17 protein-coding genes are annotated in these 18,490 nt (G+C 36.4%); 13 read left to right on the forward strand and 4 right to left on the reverse strand.

The genetic code is table 11. The features are described 5' to 3' along the window. Positions 1 to 37: 37 nt before the first annotated feature. From ACFOY7_RS05420 to ACFOY7_RS05430, 3 genes are read left to right on the forward strand one after another with little or no spacing between them, the layout of a single operon-like run. On the forward strand, positions 38 to 913 hold the full coding sequence (locus tag ACFOY7_RS05420) for a carbohydrate ABC transporter permease (RefSeq protein WP_390250162.1): 876 nt from the start codon (positions 38 to 40) through the stop codon (positions 911 to 913). Beyond that, entirely contained in the window at positions 914 to 1,747 is an 834-nt protein-coding gene (locus tag ACFOY7_RS05425) for a carbohydrate ABC transporter permease (protein WP_390250164.1), read from the forward strand. A 28-nt stretch (positions 1,748 to 1,775) separates the two neighbouring features. After that, on the forward strand, positions 1,776 to 2,171 hold the full coding sequence (locus tag ACFOY7_RS05430; RefSeq protein WP_390250166.1) for a cupin: 396 nt from the start codon (positions 1,776 to 1,778) through the stop codon (positions 2,169 to 2,171). Positions 2,172 to 2,306: 135 nt separating this feature from the next. Here the strand turns inward: ACFOY7_RS05430 and ACFOY7_RS05435 are convergent, their stop codons facing one another. Further along, complete coding sequence (locus tag ACFOY7_RS05435; RefSeq protein ID WP_390250168.1) at positions 2,307 to 3,239, reverse strand: tetratricopeptide repeat protein; 933 nt, start codon at positions 3,237 to 3,239, stop codon at positions 2,307 to 2,309. 86 nt (positions 3,240 to 3,325) lie between these two features. Here ACFOY7_RS05435 and ACFOY7_RS05440 point away from each other — a divergent pair, with 86 nt between their 5' ends. The 4 genes from ACFOY7_RS05440 to ACFOY7_RS05455 all read left to right on the forward strand — a co-directional run bounded on the left by ACFOY7_RS05440 (position 3,326) and on the right by ACFOY7_RS05455 (position 9,200). Continuing rightward, a complete protein-coding gene (locus tag ACFOY7_RS05440; protein WP_390250170.1) occupies positions 3,326 to 4,609 on the forward strand; it encodes a M20/M25/M40 family metallo-hydrolase in 1,284 nt (427 codons plus the stop codon). Between the two features lie 179 nt (positions 4,610 to 4,788). Further along, entirely contained in the window at positions 4,789 to 5,760 is a 972-nt protein-coding gene (locus ACFOY7_RS05445) for a hypothetical protein (RefSeq protein ID WP_390250172.1), read from the forward strand. Positions 5,761 to 5,808: 48 nt separating this feature from the next. Continuing rightward, complete coding sequence (locus ACFOY7_RS05450; RefSeq protein WP_390250174.1) at positions 5,809 to 6,315, forward strand: hypothetical protein; 507 nt, start codon at positions 5,809 to 5,811, stop codon at positions 6,313 to 6,315. Between the two features lie 62 nt (positions 6,316 to 6,377). Continuing rightward, complete coding sequence (locus tag ACFOY7_RS05455; RefSeq protein WP_390250176.1) at positions 6,378 to 9,200, forward strand: DUF3427 domain-containing protein; 2,823 nt, start codon at positions 6,378 to 6,380, stop codon at positions 9,198 to 9,200. Between the two features lie 20 nt (positions 9,201 to 9,220). On the opposite strand, the gene ACFOY7_RS05460 is transcribed toward ACFOY7_RS05455, so the two are convergent. Continuing rightward, positions 9,221 to 9,631, reverse strand: a complete 411-nt coding sequence (locus ACFOY7_RS05460; protein WP_390250178.1) for a (deoxy)nucleoside triphosphate pyrophosphohydrolase — start codon at positions 9,629 to 9,631, stop codon at positions 9,221 to 9,223. 655 nt (positions 9,632 to 10,286) lie between these two features. On the opposite strand from ACFOY7_RS05460, the gene ACFOY7_RS05465 reads away from it, so the two are divergent. Next, complete coding sequence (locus ACFOY7_RS05465) at positions 10,287 to 11,282, forward strand: tetratricopeptide repeat protein (protein ID WP_390250180.1); 996 nt, start codon at positions 10,287 to 10,289, stop codon at positions 11,280 to 11,282. Positions 11,283 to 11,435: 153 nt separating this feature from the next. Here the strand turns inward: ACFOY7_RS05465 and ACFOY7_RS05470 are convergent, their stop codons facing one another. Further along, positions 11,436 to 12,800, reverse strand: coding sequence for a RidA family protein (locus ACFOY7_RS05470; RefSeq protein ID WP_390250182.1), 1,365 nt, complete (start codon positions 12,798 to 12,800; stop codon positions 11,436 to 11,438). 273 nt (positions 12,801 to 13,073) lie between these two features. On the opposite strand from ACFOY7_RS05470, the gene ACFOY7_RS05475 reads away from it, so the two are divergent. From ACFOY7_RS05475 to ACFOY7_RS05495, 5 genes are all read left to right on the forward strand, one after another. Then, on the forward strand, positions 13,074 to 15,110 hold the full coding sequence (locus ACFOY7_RS05475) for a methyl-accepting chemotaxis protein (RefSeq protein ID WP_390250184.1): 2,037 nt from the start codon (positions 13,074 to 13,076) through the stop codon (positions 15,108 to 15,110). Between the two features lie 185 nt (positions 15,111 to 15,295). Next, positions 15,296 to 16,111, forward strand: a complete 816-nt coding sequence (locus ACFOY7_RS05480; protein WP_390250186.1) for a hypothetical protein — start codon at positions 15,296 to 15,298, stop codon at positions 16,109 to 16,111. 294 nt (positions 16,112 to 16,405) lie between these two features. Next, positions 16,406 to 16,858 carry a LytTR family DNA-binding domain-containing protein gene (locus ACFOY7_RS05485; RefSeq protein WP_390250188.1) on the forward strand — a complete coding sequence of 151 codons (453 nt, stop codon included), beginning with the start codon at positions 16,406 to 16,408 and terminating at the stop codon, positions 16,856 to 16,858. 13 nt (positions 16,859 to 16,871) lie between these two features. Next, on the forward strand, positions 16,872 to 17,399 hold the full coding sequence (locus ACFOY7_RS05490) for a hypothetical protein (protein ID WP_390250190.1): 528 nt from the start codon (positions 16,872 to 16,874) through the stop codon (positions 17,397 to 17,399). A 146-nt stretch (positions 17,400 to 17,545) separates the two neighbouring features. Next, positions 17,546 to 17,698, forward strand: coding sequence for a hypothetical protein (locus ACFOY7_RS05495; protein ID WP_390250192.1), 153 nt, complete (start codon positions 17,546 to 17,548; stop codon positions 17,696 to 17,698). A gap of 281 nt (positions 17,699 to 17,979) precedes the next feature. On the opposite strand, the gene ACFOY7_RS05500 is transcribed toward ACFOY7_RS05495, so the two are convergent. Continuing rightward, entirely contained in the window at positions 17,980 to 18,402 is a 423-nt protein-coding gene (locus ACFOY7_RS05500) for a hypothetical protein (protein WP_390250194.1), read from the reverse strand. Positions 18,403 to 18,490 lie beyond the last annotated feature (88 nt).

Here is an 18,490-nt window from a genome sequence, read left to right on the forward strand (position 1 = left end):
GCCATGCATGCTCTTGGAACAGATAGAGGTGAATCAAATGAAGAAAAGAAAGTTTAACTTTTGGCCGTATCTATTAATATCACCTGCATCGCTGATTGTTGCATTTGTTGTTTTCTATCCAATTATCGAAGCTATATTTATGAGTTTTCAAAACTATGACTTAAGAAGGCCAGATAAAATAACATTTGTTGGTTTGGAGAATTATATAGCGATGTTCAATGATCCAACATTCTGGGTTGCTGTCAAAAACACATTAATTTGGGTAATCTTCGGGGTAGGATTGCAATTCTTCTTTGGCTTTATTCTGGCTTTACTACTTAACCAGCAGTTTAAAGGCCGTGGAATTGTAAGGGCTGTCAGTTTAATTCCATGGGCAACTCCTGGGGTGCTTATCGGTTTAATGTGGAAATGGATTTATGACGGAAACTACGGTGTATTAAATGATATGTTATTAAAACTGCATTTAATAGATGAACCGATCATGTTTTTATCACAGACATCTTCTGCATTTGGCTCCGTCATTGTAACTATTATCTGGCAGGGGATACCATTCTTTGCGATTATGATTTTAGCGGGATTACAAGGTATACCACATGAAATGTATGAAGCTTCAGATATTGATGGGTCAACAAAAATGCAGAAATTATTTAGAATTACTATTCCTTCTTTGAAAAATGTAATCTTTATTACCATTATCTTACGTGTAATCTGGGTAGCTAATTCCGTTGATATTATTTACAGTATGACAGGTGGAGGGCCTTCCTATTCCACTCAAACGCTAAGTGTATATATCTTTAATAAAGCAACTGTTCTTGATTTAGGATATTCATCTGGAATGGCCTTGTTATTGATGTTTATGCTGGCAAGTGTAGCAATACCATATATAAGGAATTCCTTTAAGGAGGGCTCATAAATGCATAAGAAAAGCTTCAGTAATAGATTATTCTCTTTATATCTACCATTAGGGATTATCCTGTTTTTCCTAGTTTTTCCTTTCTATTGGACCTTTGTTACATCGATCAAACCAGAGCGTGAGTTATATGGTCCCACCGTTACTTACTGGCCGGAAGAGTTAACCTTTGCTTCCTATGCAAAGCTGTTTGGAGAGTTTAACTTTTTGTTACCGATGTTTAACAGTTTGCTTGTAGCTACAATAACGACGGTGGTGACCTTAACTGCTTCTACGTTGGCAGCTTATGCTTTTACAAGGTTTGAATTTAAAGGAAAGAATATTCTAATGAGTCTTTTCTTAACCAATAATATGTTTCCGAATGTATTATTGCTTATTCCGTTGTTTGCTATCATGCGTAGTGTCAATTTATTATACACACCTACTTCATTAGTTGTAGCATATGCTACCTTTACTATTCCATTCTCAGTTTGGATGTTGACAGGCTACCTGAAGGATTTACCATCTTCTTTGGAAGAGGCAGCGATGATAGATGGTGCCAATAGAGTAAAAGCGTTTATACATGTGGTGTTGCCGGTTTTAATGCCATCTATTATTGCCACAGGTGTGTATATCTTTATTCAATCATGGAATGAATATACTTATGCAGTGTTGTTTACCAATGAATCAACTAGGACGATTCCTGTTACACTAAAGAACCTAATAGGACAGTTAGGTGTACAGTGGGATTTACTGACTGCTGGAGGCATTATTACAATCATACCTGTATGTATTCTGTTCTTCTTTGCTCAAAAGAAATTGATAGAGGGATTGACTGCAGGATCTGTTAAAGGGTAATAAATTTTTGATCTAGAGGGGGATTATCTTGAAAATAGAACAGTATAAGTTTGATGGTGAAGGTATGTCCAAAGTATATGCGAACGATGAATGGATGGTCGGGATTAAAAACTGGAAGAATGCTAATGATATTGCCGGCTTTACAAATTTAGAAAAGCATAATAAAACAGATGAACTATTTGTTCTTTTAGATGGTAAGTGTGCGCTTGTTTATGCTACTGAAGAGGATGGTCAATTTGTTTTTGAAAAAATCCATATGGAGAAAAACAAGGTATATAACATTCCTAGAGGGCTTTGGCATAATACCATTACGCAAAAAAATACGAAACTAGTACTAATGGAAGCAGCTGATACCAGCATGGGAAATAGTGAAGTAATGGAGCTGACTAAGGAACAGATAAATGAGATTAAATCTATTCTTTGAGCGGGGTATACTATGGATAAATAGTAAGAAGGAGATTACTCAATACGGGGTGTCTCCTTCTTGTTTCTGGTGCGATCCCGCGGTGAGACACAATATATCTTTAGTGACGTGGCTATGTATTGGTGCTAATTATAATTACACATCATCCGGCAATAACTCCCCAGCCTCCGTAACAAATACAACATTCATCCCATCTCTTAAACGGTGCTCTGTTCTTCGGCCATTCTTCCTTTGCTCTATCAACTGATCCCAGAAAGGAATCTTCTCTCTTATTCGGGTAAACGCGGTTCTTACCCCATTTTCGTTTGTTTCCAACTCTATCGCTAAATTCATTTTTTCGCACAGCGTTTTGTTGTCTAAAAAATCCCTCGATTTTAAAACAAAGTACAGCACCCGGTAGGTACTGTTTTCTAATGGTTCAGAAGTAAATCGCTGATATTTCAAGCGGATTTCAGCGTCTTTGTTTGCTAATATGACAAGATTAGGGTCAAAAAATGCTTCCTCACATAATGATTCATATTGCACTTCATCAATGGTCTCTTCTAGGTCATCGGTTATTCTACGAAACCAGGCCTTCTCTAAACGGTCAAATTCGGGTATGGAAAGTTTCCCCCGTAATGTCTCGACCTTTTCCTCATCCAGGGAAGCCGTTCCTTCAATCAATTCACTCTTCTCTATGGCTTCTTTCGCCACTTTTAATGAGGCATCTGCCATGTACATATAGGTGATTTGTTTTAACGTATCCGATAGGGCTTCGATTTCTGAGTCTAAAGCTCTCTGAAAGTGGCTTAACGCAGTAACAAATTCCCCTTGCTTATACAGAATGTGTGCGTAACGGTAATTAGCTAGTGCATGATCTTTTTCGTATCTTAGTGCAGACTCCAGGTACTTCAATGCCTCTCGATCATTTTTCACATCTGTTTTTAAATAGGAGCCATATTGCACGTAAAACTTCACCAATTCGCTGCGCAAGTGCTCTTTTTTAGTTTTATCTTTAGTTTTCATTGCTTCTTTATACTGTTTCTCCAGTTCTCTCTTTTTTAGGTGTGGAGCAAGAACCTGTTCCATCAAAAATTCCCCCATTCTCCAACTGTGCAGGCGTTGCACACTTCATTAGGTACACTATCATTAACAAATCAAAAGGAGCTGATCAAATGAAATCAGTAGAAAAATTATTAGTGAGACATGGACTTGAAATGAATGATGTGGAAATGACGAATGATTATGCAACAATAGCCCAGTTAATTGTAGCAAAAGAGGTGCAAAATGACTATGAAATAATGGAAACGATCAATGAATGCGATAAAGTTTACATGCATGGCGGAGAGGCAAGTGTTGATCCGCATCAACATAACTTGCCATTAGTTGAGATGGATGCCTATATTCGTGGCATCACACGTTGGTTCAATGCACTAGGGATCTATACGACGATGAGCTGTGACGGACACAACCAGCGGCCAGCCACCATTTATTTAGAAAAACCATTAACTTTTAAGCAAAAAGAAATGCTTCAAGCAATCATGCCTCCATCATTAAGAATGACGGTCACAGGTAAACGTATGAGGTTAAATTATCAAAGCTCAGAAAACTTACTAAATTTTGCAGGAAGGCTTTATCAAGTGTACAAAGATCCATCCAACTTTGATTATTATGCCGCACAAACGTTAAAGCGTGAATTACTGGAACTGTTGTCTATTAACGGAGAAAGCGGAAATGAGCGAAAGATCCGCCTATATCTGAAAAATAAATTACGCCGCATTCTCGATGATGTGTATCAGGACCGTGCTGGCAATCTATTAGGTTATCGCTATTATGGAGAAGGACCGACTATTCTATTATCTGCACATTTAGATACTGTCGAACCTTTTGTGGAAGATAGAGAGATTATCGAAGAGGGTACCACATTAACCAGTTCAAAAGGGATCCTGGGTGCAGATGACAGGGCAGGAATCGCAATCATCTTAGAAGTTTTAAGAAAAGTGGAGCGAACGAACTTCCGTGGCACGATCAAAGTCGCTTTTACAGTAAAGGAAGAAATAGGCTGTGTGGGATCAAGTGAAATGGACCAGAGCTTCCTCGAAGATGTCGATGCAGCGATAGTAGTCGACCGGAGAAATACACGTGATATTGTTACATCATTTGCTGGTGTGGAGTCATTTTGCCCAGAGGCATATGGCATGCTGTTTGAAGAAGCTGGGAGAAAGTTAGGAATGCCGGATTGGAAGGTAACAAAAGGCGGGAGCAGTGATGCACGTAATTATGCGAGAGCTGGGGTGCCTGCTGTGAATCTTTCGGCTGGGTATGTTGGGGAGCATACGGAGGGGGAGATGGTGGATTATTTGGGGAGTTATGAGACTGGGAAGTTGGTGTTGGGGGTTTTGAGTAGTGGAAGGATAGGTTGGATAGCGAATAAGAATAATGAATTAACAATAAATTAAAATCTCATGTCTACCAACGCCTAGTAGAATTCTCGAATATTTTAATGATCAAATCCCCGTTTACTTATAACAAGAACAAAGGTAAAATAGTAGTAAAAATATACTATAGAAAGGTACAGAGTATCTAGTTACTAAGGTTCTTTTAGTGCCAATAAACCTAAATTAAGGAGAAGATATATTTGTATTTAATAAAAAGTGAAGAGGCAATTTCTGTAGAGAATACTAGCTTTTCTGATATAAACATGACTGAACGTGATGTAGAAGAATTAATTAAAAATAATACAAATTTAATTACTGAAGATGAATCTATGTTGATTGTTGGTCAACAAGTTAGAAATTCAAGCAATGGCATTTGTGATCTAGTTGGGATAAATCAAAATGGAGATTTGGTATTAATTGAAATAAAAAGAGACAGAAAAGATATGGAAAATAGAAAAGAGGCATTTGAATTTCAAGCTATTCGTTATGCTGCTGGATTTGCAACTATAAAGGATATTGATGATCTAATTAGCAAAATTTACGCACCTTTTCTAGAGAAGAATATTAATAGCAATAGGGAGATTTCGTTAACTATAACCGAGCTAGCTAATAGAAATATAGAAAATTTCTTTCAAGAGAATAATATATCTATAGAAGATTTTAATGAGCGTCAACAAATTATTTTAATAGCCTCAGACTTTGATGAGCAAACAAAATCAGCAGTAGCATGGCTTAATAGTAATGGCGTGGAAATATACTGTTATAAATTAATACCATATAAAATTAACGAAGATATATATATAGATAGTAAGAGAATATTACCCTTAGAACAATATGATGATTATTATGTAGATTTAGAAAGCAAACATTCATCAAAAATCACACGAAAAAGACAAATCAAGCGCAAAACATTACCAAGAATTAATGAGATGCTAGAATGGGGTGTTGTTAAAACAGGAGATATTTTAAAAGTGAAAAATCACGATTCAACAGCTCTGTTATTAGAAACCGGAAACGTGAAGGTAAATGATGAAATAAAATCTATCCAACAATGGTTAAAGGAAGTAACAGAATGGTCTTCTGTAGCAACGTATGCTTTTACTTTTCATGTTGAGAAAAAGAAGACATTGTCTGAGATACGTAAGGAGTATATGGAAAGTAATAAATCCTAGAATTGTTACAAATCTAAGTAATTTATATAAATTTAGGAGATGAATGAAATGGCAAAAGACCACATTTTTATAACGTATAGTGCCGAAAAAGCTAATGAAGGGCACGTCGATCCTAACTTTACTTACATGGTATATGGGAACAGTGGGAAAAATGGGCGCAAATTAAGAAACCACCTAACTCCGGGATCCTATATTTTCTTTAATGCTCGGATAGGTAACAAGCGATATATTACTGCCTATTTTTATGTAGAGAAGATCCTAATAAAAAGTGAGCATGATAGAGAAATCCAAGCCCTAAACTGTAGTGCTAAAGAAGATGAAGTAATTTTTATTGGTGATAGATCTTTTTCGAAGATTTTAACTATTCCGCTACCATTAGACAGGGCTCTAATAGGTAAAATCACGTCATTTCATGCTGACGATAAGTATTTTGATGGGAAAAAGGCAATGGGAATTGAAGAACTAGAAGCGATTAAAGATAAGACACTAAACCCTAGGGTAATTACTGAACAAGAAAAAGAAATGTTGTTAGATTTATGTGAATTTAGAGGATAAACGTACATATTTAATTAGATAAAGTGTGAATGCTTGTCGCATTCCGTTTGGGGGGCATACAGATGAACATAGACAAAAGACTAATCACCAATTCTGACACAGGAAATCTACTAAAAGAATTAGTTCAAAGTATTCAAGAGTGTGAACGTTTTTATTTTTCTGTAGCGTTTATTAATTTCAGTGGGCTTCAGTTACTGCTTGATCCGATTAAGCAAGCAGGCAAAAAGGGTATTAAAGGGAAAATTATAACATCCACCTATCTCAATTTCACTGACACGAAATCATTAGAAAAAATTAATACATTCGAAAATATTGATTTGAAAGTCTTTGTGACAGATGAGAGAGAAATAGGTTTTCATACAAAGTCTTACATTTTTGAATATGAAAATTTTTATAAAGTAATTATTGGGTCTTCCAATATTACACAAAGTGCGCTAAAGAGCAATGTGGAATGGAATGTGGAGATTATATCAAAGCGTGAGGATGATTTTGTCAAACAAGTTTTAATAGAGTATGAGAATCTATGGAATCTAAGTAATGAAGCGGATTCAGACTTTATCAAAATATATGAAGAATTACTACAAAACATGGATAAGATCATCACGACAAAAAGGCAATTCGTTGCTGAAAGAGGTAATTATATTGTGCCTAATAACATGCAACGCAGAGCAATAGAAAACTTAGATAGATTAAGAGGATTTGGCGAAACGAAAGCATTGGTTATCGCCGCGACAGGTACAGGGAAGACTTACATGTCAGCCTTTGATGTGAAAAATGTAAAGCCAAAAAGACTCTTGTTTCTCGTACATAGAGAAGAAATATTGCGCAAAGCCAAGGAAACATTTGAGTCACTCCTCCCAAATGAAAAAAACTCATTTGGATTAATGACTGGAAACCGAAAAGATACAGATGCTGATTATTTATTTGCAACGATTCAGACAATGTCCAACTCCTATTTAGCATTTGAGCCGACTACATTTGATTATATTATCTATGACGAGGCCCACCATGCAACTAGCCCTAGTTATCAAAAAGTGATGGAATACTTTCAGCCGACATTCACACTTGGTATGACAGCAACCCCTGAGCGTGCAGATAATCATAACGTCTTCGATTTATTTGATAACAATGTCGCATTAGAAGTTCGCTTACATGAAGCGCTAGAAGAAGAATTAGTCATTCCATTTCATTATTTTGGTGTCACAGATATTGAAGGTATCGATCTTAGTGATGTCGATATTGATGATATAACGGAAGTGACGAAAAGGTTAAAGGTAAATGAACGTGTTGATTTTATTATCGAAAATATGGAATTCTATGGCCATGATACAGAGAAACGAAAATGTATTGGTTTCTGTGTAAGTATAGAGCATGCTGCTTATATGGCAGAAGAGTTTAATAATAGAGGATACGAAAGTGTCGCCTTAGATGGTACGGATTCGATATCAAAACGTGATACTTATATCAAACGATTGGAAGATGAAAATGATCCATTATCGGTTATTTTTACAGTAGATATCTTTAATGAAGGTGTCGATATCCCATCAATCAATACAGTATTAATGTTAAGACCAACTAATTCGCCAATTGTCTTTATTCAACAGTTAGGGAGAGGGTTGCGTAAACATCCGATGAAAAGCTTTCTAACCGTTCTTGATTTTATCGGTAACCATAGTAAAACTTTCTTAATTGCACTCGCTCTGAATGGTAACAGATATTATGACAAAGAAAGTATTAAAGTGGCGATCTCCACAGGGTTTGCCAATATACCTGGGAATACGCATATTCAATTAGATGAAATATCGCAAGAGCGAATTTTAGCACAGATTGATCAAGAAAATTTTAACTCGATGAAATATTTGAAGGAAGAATACTTTGAATTCAAAAAACTAAATAGTGGAAGGCCACCACTATACCTAATGGATTATCTTAAATATGATGGTGCACCAGACCCTGTGAAATTTATCGATAAGGCCAAGACCTACTTAGGCTTTGTTGCTAAAGTAGAAAAGGACGATCAGCTAAAGGTATTGTTGTATGATGAAGCATTTGAAGGAGTGCTGAAAGAGTTATCCAGTATGCTACCTTTAAAAAGGATTTATGAGTTCGTTATTTTACGTTACTTGTTAACCCATGATGAGCTTTCCTTGTCGAAAGCAAAGCAAGAGATATTAAAAGAAATTGAATTTGTAGATGATGATAGTGTGCGGCATGCATTCCAATGCTTAAATCAAGATTTCTATGATAGTGTTCAGCTTAAAAACAAGCTTAAGCTGTGTAGCCATGAAGATGGAGTTCTAACAAAAACAGATATCTTCCATCAAGTGATTTCCCAAAATGATCAAACGCAAAAGTTCATTGAAGATATTATTCACTATGGTATTTTCCGATATAGAAAAGAGTTTAAGAATAAATACTATGGTGTGCCATCCTTTAAGTTGTATGAACAATATCAGATGATTGATGCCGCATTGTTATCCAATTTGCGGAAAATACACACTTCTTTTAGAGGTCAAGGATTACTAGCAAATGAGAACGAATATTTCCTTTTTGTTGATCTTCATAAAGAAGAGGATATAAAAGAAAGCATTAATTATAATGATATGTTTCTAGATCAGAAGTTCTTCCAATGGGAAACACCGAATAATACGAAGCAGTCGTCTGATCGGGGAAAGAATATCATATTCAATCAGGAACGTGGTATCCATTTGCATTTGTTTGTAAGAAAATATAAGCAAATTGAAACAGGTAAGACGGAACCATTTATCTATATTGGAAAAGGAAACACAGTGGATTATGAGGGAGAACAACCTATACAGGTTAAGATAGAACTAGAGCATGAAGTGCCAGCTAGATTGTATACTGAATTTACAGAGAAGGTGTAGGGCGATTAATTAAAGGAGCACTATTTGGGTGCTCCTTCATTTGCTTGCATTATTTCCTTTAAGGCAGGGATATCTGCAGGTGCCCAGATGATCGAATCTAAGTTTTCTTTTGGCAACCAGATTAGCTTTGCGTGTTCTGTTGCAATTGGTGTACCTTCAATGATTTTAGCTTCAATAGAAATTAAGTTAATGATAAATTTTTCATACTCATGCGTATTATCATTGATAATATCACCAGCTTTAATTTTACATTTGAGTTCTTCATTTATTTCCCGTTCAAGAGCTTCTTGGTAGTTCTCACCATCTTCCACTTTCCCCCCTGGGAATTCCCATTTATTTGGAATGGACATTTGGTGGGAGCGTAGGGCACATAGGATTTCGCTTTGGTCGTTTTCTATAATGGCAGCTACAACTTTTACGGTTTTTTTCATGGTTATCCTCCGGTTTTGGTTGTTTTTATTTAATGATAGCATTTATTTGGTTTGGGGGCTAGGAGGTAAAGGTTTAAGTCTCTGTAAAACAGCCAGTGGTATGAAATATAATTATGAAGGTCAGGCTTTAAATAAGTTGCTTTTGTTGAGTCCTGATAGTAATCATGTTAGGATACGACTCAAAATCGTGTTCCTTCTGGAGTGTCGGTTCGACCCCGACCACCGGTATCTAATCTATACCCACCAACATTAAATATAATTATAGTAAAAGACGAGACAGGGAATAAGAATGATTCCTTGTTTTTTTCTGTACAGATAAAGAAGAGAGGTTGGTTGCTAAGTGGGAATGGAAATGATGTTATAATACGGGGAAAAGGAACAGTCATTGCAATGTTGTTTGCAGTCTCTGCAACCTACAATTAACAGTTTGATTATCATTCAGATAATAAATTACAGTAACTGGATAAAATTAATAGTAATGAAACATGTATGGAATGAAGGATATTCATTGGAAAAAATTCTTCCAGAACTTTAAAAAGCCTTTTAAATACTCGTATAGTTCCATATAACTGAATTGGTGTAGACAGCTACTATGCTTAAATAATGAAATATGAGATACTCTACCTAAATTAGATAATAGAAAGGTGTCTGTCAATTGGATTTAAAACAAGAATTATCAAAAAATGGTTATATGAAAGCTGCTGAACTACTAGGAAATCTAACTGCAAGTGCTCATTTTATTGAAGAGCTTTCTTTGATTTTAAAAGAATGTGTTTCTTCAAAAAGTAACCTCCCTGATGATATTCATATCTTGTGTACGCAGTTAGAGCATGTAACTATCTTTCAGGAGGAATATAGATATATTTTAATACGTGATTTAGAAATTATATTATCTGAAATTATTAACCCGACTAATGATTCTGCGGTAATTTATATCAATGAAAAGGAAGAAGAGGAAGTTGTCTCACTATATCAAAAAGCCTTAGATGGGGACTTAGATACACAGCTCGAACTTGGTCATTTTTATAAATCAATAGAGCGTGATGAATGGGCCTTTGACTGGTTCAAAGTAGCGGCTGAGGCGGGTAGTGCGGATGCCCTTTATTGGCTAGGGAATGAATATTTTATGGGGAAAGTTGTGGAACATGATTTGGAAAGAACTTATTTTTATTATAAAGAAGCTGCGGAAATGGGACATGGGGACGCACTAAACAATTATGCGGATATGTATTTACGTGGGGAATATGTGGAGAAGAATGAAGAAAAAGCGCTGGAATTATTCAAGGAAGCAGCTGATAAAGGTGTACCAGAAGCAATGTACACACTTGGCTATATGTATGAAAATGGGGTTGGGACAGAAGTTGACATGGGAGAATCTAAGCGATGGTTTACGGAATCTGCCCTTCATGGTGATATGTTTGCAGCAAATCGCCTAGGACATGAGGCGGTGGATTTAGGCTTGGGGGAGGAAGCGATATCGTGGTATCAAATGGCTGCTGATAGAGGTGACTCTTATGGGGCATTTAATCTTGGTCTTTGTTATGAGTTAGGGATCGGCACTCAAGTTAATTTAAAAAAGGCTAAATCATGGTATCAAAAAGCTGCGTTAAAAGGGGATACTCAGGCAAAGCAGCGGTTAAAAGAGTTATAAATTTGTGAATTTGGACATTGTGACATCCTGAAATAACTATCAGGGTGTTTTTTTGTTTTTATAAGCAAGTCTGAATGATTACATCGTCGCTTTTTACTGCAAAAAAGCCTTCTAGTCAAATAACTAGAAGGCTTCTCGCAATCGGAACTACGATTATTTTCTTGGTGCATAAAACGTTCCTTCGACCTCTACAATATCATCTTGATTTAAGCGATCCACTTCTACTATGGTACGTGGCGGGTAAGGACCGCTTCCCCATAATTCTTCTTGAATCTGATTCACAATGGGACGGTAGCGGTACATGTCTGTTACATATACAACAATTCTGGCAGCATCTTGAAGACTAGCACCTTCCGATTCTGCAATCAATTCCATGTTCTTAAATGCTTGTCGTACTCGTTCTTCTGGTTCTTCAACTAGCGTATTCGTTTCAGGATCAATTCCACGCATTCCCGCAACGTAAATTTTATCTCCGGCTTGTGTTCCGAGGTTCCACGTTCCAGTAGGTTGTATTGCCCCTTCTGGAGAAAGTGTTTTTACACCGTTAGGAGACAAGTCTTCTTGCTTTTTCCATTGTCCCTTAGATTGACTTTTCTCAGGAGCATAAAAGGTTCCTTCGACTTCTACAATATCATCCTGATTTAGACGGTCCACTTCGATAATAGTACGTGGCGGGTAAGGACCGTCTCCCCATAATTCCTCTTGTATTTCATTAACAATAGGACGGTAACGATACATATCTGTCACATATACTACAAGGCGTGTGGCATCTTGGAGACTAGCTCCTTCAGATTCAGCAATAAGCTCCATATTTTTGAATGCTTGTCTTACTCGTTCTGTAGGATCTTCCACTAATTCATTTGTTTCAGGATCTATTCCACGCATCCCTGCAACATAAATGTAGTCCCCAGCTTGCGTACCGAGATTCCACGTTCCAGTAGGTTGTATTGCCCCTTCTGGAGAAAGTGTTTTTACACCGTTAGGGGACAAGTCTTCTTGCTTTTTCCATTGCCCCTTAGGTTGCTTTTTCTCAGGAGCATAAAAGGTTCCTTCGACTTCCACAATATCATCCTGATTTAGACGATCGACTTCGATAATAGTACGAGGCGGGTAAGGACCGTCTCCCCATAATTCCTCTTGTATTTCATTAACGATAGGACGGTAACGATACATATCTGTCACATATACTACAAGACGTGTGGCATCTTGAAGACTAGCTCCTTCAGACTCAGCAATAAGCTCCATATTCTTGAATGCTTGTCTTACTCGTTCTGTAGGATCTTCCACTAATTCATTTGTTTCCGGATCAATTCCACGCATTCCAGCGATATAGACAAAGTCGCCAACACGTGTACCGAGATCCCATGTCCCTGTCGGCTCAATTGCTCCTTCAGGTGATAAAGTTTTTACTCCATTCGTCTCTGCAATCGAAATGGTTGGTAGAACTAACAAAAAGGCGATAAATAATAGGAACCCCTTTTTGTTGATATTCTTTATCTTGCTTTGCTTTCTAAACATTTTCTTGTTCCTCCTTTTTCTGCTTAATACCAATGATGACATAAGGTCACAAGTAATAAGTAATTAGTAACAGTTCATTATTACCGGGTAGATTATATCATTAGTTCCGCTGCTTTACAAATATAATTGGTTTATTAGGGTGCATTCTCAATGAATCTACTAATTTACCCTTTACTTTTTAGTTTATTTTAATTAAAATTAACTAGGTTAAATTATCTATTGAATGTCGGATTTAGTCGGAATATGCAAAAATACTTAGGAGGATGACCATCCATGAATCAAACAAAGAGCAATTTAAAGAAACTAATAAAGAAAAAGCGGACGACGAATCAAGACAAAAGCGAAAAGAAAAGTTTTGCTTTATCAATCAAAAATCGTCTTATTTTTTCTTTTTTAATAATTTTACTTTTGCCAACTGCTATATTAGGGTATTTTTCCTTTCAAAAGTCTAATCAAGAATTAACAAAACAAATAGTAGAAAATTCAAAACAGTCGGTGGAGTTTATTGATAATGAATTGGACACTTTGATTCAAACTAGTTTTGAAGATTTAGATTATCTCTCAAAAACATTGACTGACGACATGGTAGAGGGGTTTGAGAGTCCAGCAATCAGAGAAGTAATTGATCCTATTAAAGCTGTTAAAAAGGAATATGATTATGTTCAATATGTGACAGGTGACGGGCAATTACTGAATTCTCCACAGCAGGAATTCAGTGCTGATTTTGATGTAACAGAACGTGCATGGTATCAAGATGCATTAGCAAACTCTGGAACCGCACTAGTAAATAAACCAATTATTAGTCAAGACGGAAAAGTAATTGTCGTTCCTTCCAAGTCTGCTGAGGATGGAATTGGCGTCGTTAGTATTGTTCTGAGCCTATCTAACCTTGCCGCTCAAGTTAATGACATCGTAATAGGGCAAAATGGATATGTAATGATTATAGATGAGGAAGGGAAATATCTTACTCATCCTACAGAAGAAATTGGAACAGAAAGTACGGAGCCATTTGTTAGTGAAATTCTGAACCAGCAATCTGGTAATCTATCTTTTAAATCAAATGGAACTTCAGAAATGGCAATTTTTACAACGAATGAACGTACTGGATGGAAGATTGTTGGTATTATTGATAAGGACGAAATTGCAGAACATAGTGAGGGCATATTTATAACAATGATTGTTATTATTATTGCTTCATTGATAGTTGGAATGTTAGTTGTATTCGGAATTATCCGCTCTATCCATATTCCTCTTAGCAGATTAATGAAAGCTACGAAGAAAGTAGCAGATGGAGACCTAAGAGAAAATGTAATAGTCTCGTCCAGTGATGAACTTGGGCAATTGTCTAAATCAGTCAATCAGATGACAGAGAATTTAAGAAACTTAATTGGTCAAGTACAGCAGAATTCAGATGCCGTATTATCAACATCAGAAGAACTATCAGTGAGTGCTGAACAGACACAGGAAACTGCTGATCAGATTTCTCATTCTGTACAAGAAATTTCCTCTGGAACAGAGTTACAAGTAAGTCATGCGAAGGAATTCCAGAAGGCAACAACGGAAATCTCAAGCAAAATGACTCATGCTGCTGGAAATGTTGATCAAGTTACTGAATTATCAAATAGTACGAATGAAAAAGCAGCTAATGGAAACGAAGTTGTAGCGAAAACTGTCAAGCAAATGGACGTCATTCAGCATACGGTTCATAATACATCGGAAGTTGTAAAAACACTTGGAGAAAAAACAGGTGAGATTAGCAATATTGTTACACTAATTACGGACATCGCTGGCCAGACGAATCTCTTAGCTCTGAATGCAGCTATCGAAGCAGCCCGTGCTGGATCAGAAGGAAAAGGATTTGCCGTTGTTGCAGATGAAGTGAGAAAATTGGCTGAACAATCTGGGGCTGCTGCCGGAAAAATCAAGAGCATTATTGAAGAAGTACAGTCAGAGGCAGTTAACGCAGTACAGTCTATTGAGAAAGGAAACACTGTTGTTAACGAGGGAATTGAAATGATTCACTTAACTGGACAAACATTTAATGATATTACGAAATCAATAGAACAGATGGCTTCGGAAGTCATAGAAGTTTCTGAAATAGTAAAACAAGTAAATATTAGTTCGGAAAACATGGAGAAGATGGCAGATGGTGTGGCTGACACTGCCCAACTGTCTGCAGATAATACTCAAACTGTCGCAGCCTCCGCAGAGGAGCAAAGTGCAGCTATGGAGGAAGTTTCCGCTTCTGCAGAGACATTAAGCAAAATGGCGCAAGAGCTTAAGAACGTGATTGGTAAATTTAAATATTAAGTTAAAAAAGGTACGTTGATGATATCATCAACGTACCTTTTTCATGGTGGGCCGGACGGTATCATTATACTTATGAATCATCCACTTATTGCAAAGACCGATTTTGACCAAGCCAGTTATTGGAAATAATTTCTCAAAAGAATGAAGGGAAGACATGCTATAATAAAGTCTAGGGAGGGAGTAATTTGGAACATACATCACATGAATTATATACTAACAACCGCTTCCTACATATCGATCCTAAAGAATTAACTCTATCATTGGATGAAGTAAATCGAATGGCTTTAGATGAGGTAGTGGAACTTTCTTCCGTTGTTATTGGTCCTCATAATGCCATTCCATTTGGGCGAAAATGGCTGGAGCTGAATGGCCGTCATTATATTATGCAAGTAATCTTTGAAAATGCCAGCTTAAATAATATTTCTGTTCCCGAAATGATCCAGGAAATCATAGAAGAAAAGGGAAAGGTATCAGACGAGGATATACTACAAAAACACCCATTGTTATTTGATTATTTAGTGAAATATTTTAAGACTCCTGAGAAATTCTTCAGAGAATATAAAATGGTACGTAAATATGCCCATTGGAAGCCGAGAAAAAAGCCGTTAGTATTAATATATTCGGAATTAGGCAGGGAATTTGAGACAGTGGTGGGAGAGTTGCTAGAAGAAGTGAAGATCCCTTTTACTAAATATGATTCTGGAATAAAGGGTTGCCAGCCTGATTTTATAGTAGATAAAACTCATTGGGCAGATGCAAAATTAAGTGAGCATACCGTGTTTCATTCCGAAACGATCCAGAAATACGAGCCAAATGTAGAGAAACTAACAATTATTTATCTTAGAAAAACATCTCAGCTTGAATCTAAAAGAATGGTAACACCAAAAACAGAACTTATTCATGTTTCTCATTTTTTAAATAGCTTATCGGAACCAAGGAAGAGTTATTATGAAGAGATTCTAAAAGAGATTGAAAAGAAGACATTGAAGCATCTTGTTTAAAAAGACATCCTGAAATCAGGGTGTTTTTTATTTTGTTGAAGTTGGTTTAGACTAACATTAAATATCAATTCTTCATTTATTATGCTGGTTCAGGTGATATAAAGGATTTGGCTTAAGAGTTTTTATCCGTGAAGCCTGCCAAAAGAAAAATGCTAATGTTTATCCACCATATTTGTGCAATCTATGTAGCTATATCTGTAAAGTGTTCCTCTTATATTGAAATACGAAAACCCAATGGATATACTACTTTTGAACCATGGATAGGTATCCCAAGTAATGAGAGGAGGTTGCAATTTGAAAATCAAACTTGACATTAGTAATGAGCGTTATGATGAAATCAAATCTGTACTCGAAGAACGAGGAATTGAAATAGATGATGCTGCCGACTTGGTATTAAGTGAAACCAACAGCTTCATTGATAATCTGACTGTGAGAGAAAAAGGAACAAATGCGCGGATCATTTTACCGGTAGAGGATATTGTTTGTATCGAATCGTTCGGTCATGCAGTTGAGGTACAAACGCAAGAAGCACTATATCACGCTACCGACCGATTATATCGAATTGTCAGTTTGCTTGACCCAACAAAATTTTTGCGTATAAGTAACTCTGTTGTTATTGCAAGAAATAAGGTTAAACGAATTAAACCTACTCTTTCGTCAAAGTTTATCCTTACAATGTCTAATGGAAAAAGTGTTGATGTAACAAGAACCTATTACCATATTTTCAAAGAATATTTCGGAATTTAGAGGAGGCAATCATATGGGTTTTCCTATTTATATATACGCACTGTTTGCAATTCTACTTATATTAGTCGCTGCTGTTATTGTTTATTTTCAAGTCTATAAACGGCATATCAATAAGGCTTTAGAAGCAACCGGGGGCAAGCGTACTTCCATGGTTCCTCCACATAGAGTTGCTATTGTGATGACCATAATTGTTTTACTCATTGGCATTTTGATCAGCTATTATGCAGGATATATTAATGCGTATAAAGATTACGAAGAAGATGCATGGGTGATGCAGCATTCTGATATTCAGACATACTATGCAGAAGTAAAAGAGATTGGCGAGAGATCTATAGTGGTTGGCGGCATTTCCCTCAATGATGAGAATTACCAAGGTGAGTTTCAATATGATGTATGGGGAGAAGTGACGATATATCGCCAGGATACTGTTATCCAGCTTTCTGATTTGTCAGAAGGTGATTTGGTTTCCATTACACTATTAACCGACCGCGCGGGCATTACAAGTATTTTCAAAATTCAGCTATTAGCAGACAAAGAGTAACCTTGTGTTCTGATCAATACCATTGTCATAGGGGATGATGTTAGGGAGAAAGATGGTTGTTACTTCTCAACAATATTCCTCCTTCTGCTAAAATAAAACTACATTCCGTTATAAAAATAAGGCGATAGCATATATCGGCTTTATGGATGAAAATATTGAATCATATCATTACAGACCATGTTAAAACGAGTGAAAAAGAGCTCCGATGCTCAGAAAAACATTTTAAAAAGAGAGTTAACCAAATGGGAGAAGACATTAACCAATATGCGGATGCAGGAGATGAGATATTTCATCGATAGTCATAACACGAACTTTTGGCTGAAGCTAAGTCACCAGGAAATACCGGTGTGCAAAAGAAATTCGTGCTGATTTTGTCTGAATTCAAGAGACTGCATGCCTCTCAGGCTTAAGCAATAATAGAATAAATAACACTTCAACCTCCATTTACTGGAGGTTTTTTAATGGAGATATCACATTGGATGGGGCATTGCTGCTAGTCTTCCGCTTTATCTAATGGAGAAGAGGTATAAAGAAAAAAGACATCCCCATATGATGTCTTTTCCTCTGTATATTTTATGGTTTATTTATTATAAATCTCTTTATAGGCGATTACTTTCAATGCTGCTATTTCCTCTGGGGTAAAATTCCTTTCAGCTTCCCGGATGAGATCTTCCTTCGTCATTTGACCTTGCTGTACTTTGGATTGTATGTCTTGAAGCCCATTTACCCCTATCTTATTCACTATTTCTCTCGTAGCTTCTTCTTTAGTGGTAAAAGGTAATTTACTTTCATCAAATGATTCGGCGTCAGCGATAAACTCCTTTAACTCGGGGTCACTCTCAATTGTTTGTTTGATCATTTCCATTTCGCCACTATTAACCAACTCTGTAGATACTATTTCAATCAGCTTCTCAGATGCCATTTTTGTTCCAAAGTGATAAATACCATAACCGAGACCTGCTAAAATAATAATTATTATAATAAGATATTTAAAAAACCTCATTTTTCATATATCCCCTCTCCATATAAATATACTATATTGTGAAGAAAAATTCCTTATCTATAAATATGTTAATTCTGCTAACGTATTA

This window comes from Gracilibacillus xinjiangensis, assembly GCF_042651765.1.
GTDB lineage: Bacteria > Bacillota > Bacilli > Bacillales > Amphibacillaceae > Gracilibacillus > Gracilibacillus xinjiangensis.

What these genes read in the sequence shown, in the direction of transcription:
- ACFOY7_RS05420 (WP_390250162.1), top strand. Translation starts at nt 38, where the DNA reads ATGAAGAAAAGAAAGTTTAACTTTTGGCCGTATCTATTAATATCACCT.
- ACFOY7_RS05425 (WP_390250164.1), top strand. Translation starts at nt 914, where the DNA reads ATGCATAAGAAAAGCTTCAGTAATAGATTATTCTCTTTATATCTACCA.
- ACFOY7_RS05435 (WP_390250168.1), bottom strand. Translation starts at nt 3,239, where the DNA reads ATGGAACAGGTTCTTGCTCCACACCTAAAAAAGAGAGAACTGGAGAAA.
- ACFOY7_RS05440 (WP_390250170.1), top strand. Translation starts at nt 3,326, where the DNA reads ATGAAATCAGTAGAAAAATTATTAGTGAGACATGGACTTGAAATGAAT.
- ACFOY7_RS05450 (WP_390250174.1), top strand. Translation starts at nt 5,809, where the DNA reads ATGGCAAAAGACCACATTTTTATAACGTATAGTGCCGAAAAAGCTAAT.
- ACFOY7_RS05455 (WP_390250176.1), top strand. Translation starts at nt 6,378, where the DNA reads ATGAACATAGACAAAAGACTAATCACCAATTCTGACACAGGAAATCTA.
- ACFOY7_RS05460 (WP_390250178.1), bottom strand. Translation starts at nt 9,631, where the DNA reads ATGAAAAAAACCGTAAAAGTTGTAGCTGCCATTATAGAAAACGACCAA.
- ACFOY7_RS05470 (WP_390250182.1), bottom strand. Translation starts at nt 12,800, where the DNA reads ATGTTTAGAAAGCAAAGCAAGATAAAGAATATCAACAAAAAGGGGTTC.
- ACFOY7_RS05475 (WP_390250184.1), top strand. Translation starts at nt 13,074, where the DNA reads ATGAATCAAACAAAGAGCAATTTAAAGAAACTAATAAAGAAAAAGCGG.
- ACFOY7_RS05490 (WP_390250190.1), top strand. Translation starts at nt 16,872, where the DNA reads ATGGGTTTTCCTATTTATATATACGCACTGTTTGCAATTCTACTTATA.
- ACFOY7_RS05495 (WP_390250192.1), top strand. Translation starts at nt 17,546, where the DNA reads ATGAAAATATTGAATCATATCATTACAGACCATGTTAAAACGAGTGAA.
- ACFOY7_RS05500 (WP_390250194.1), bottom strand. Translation starts at nt 18,402, where the DNA reads ATGAGGTTTTTTAAATATCTTATTATAATAATTATTATTTTAGCAGGT.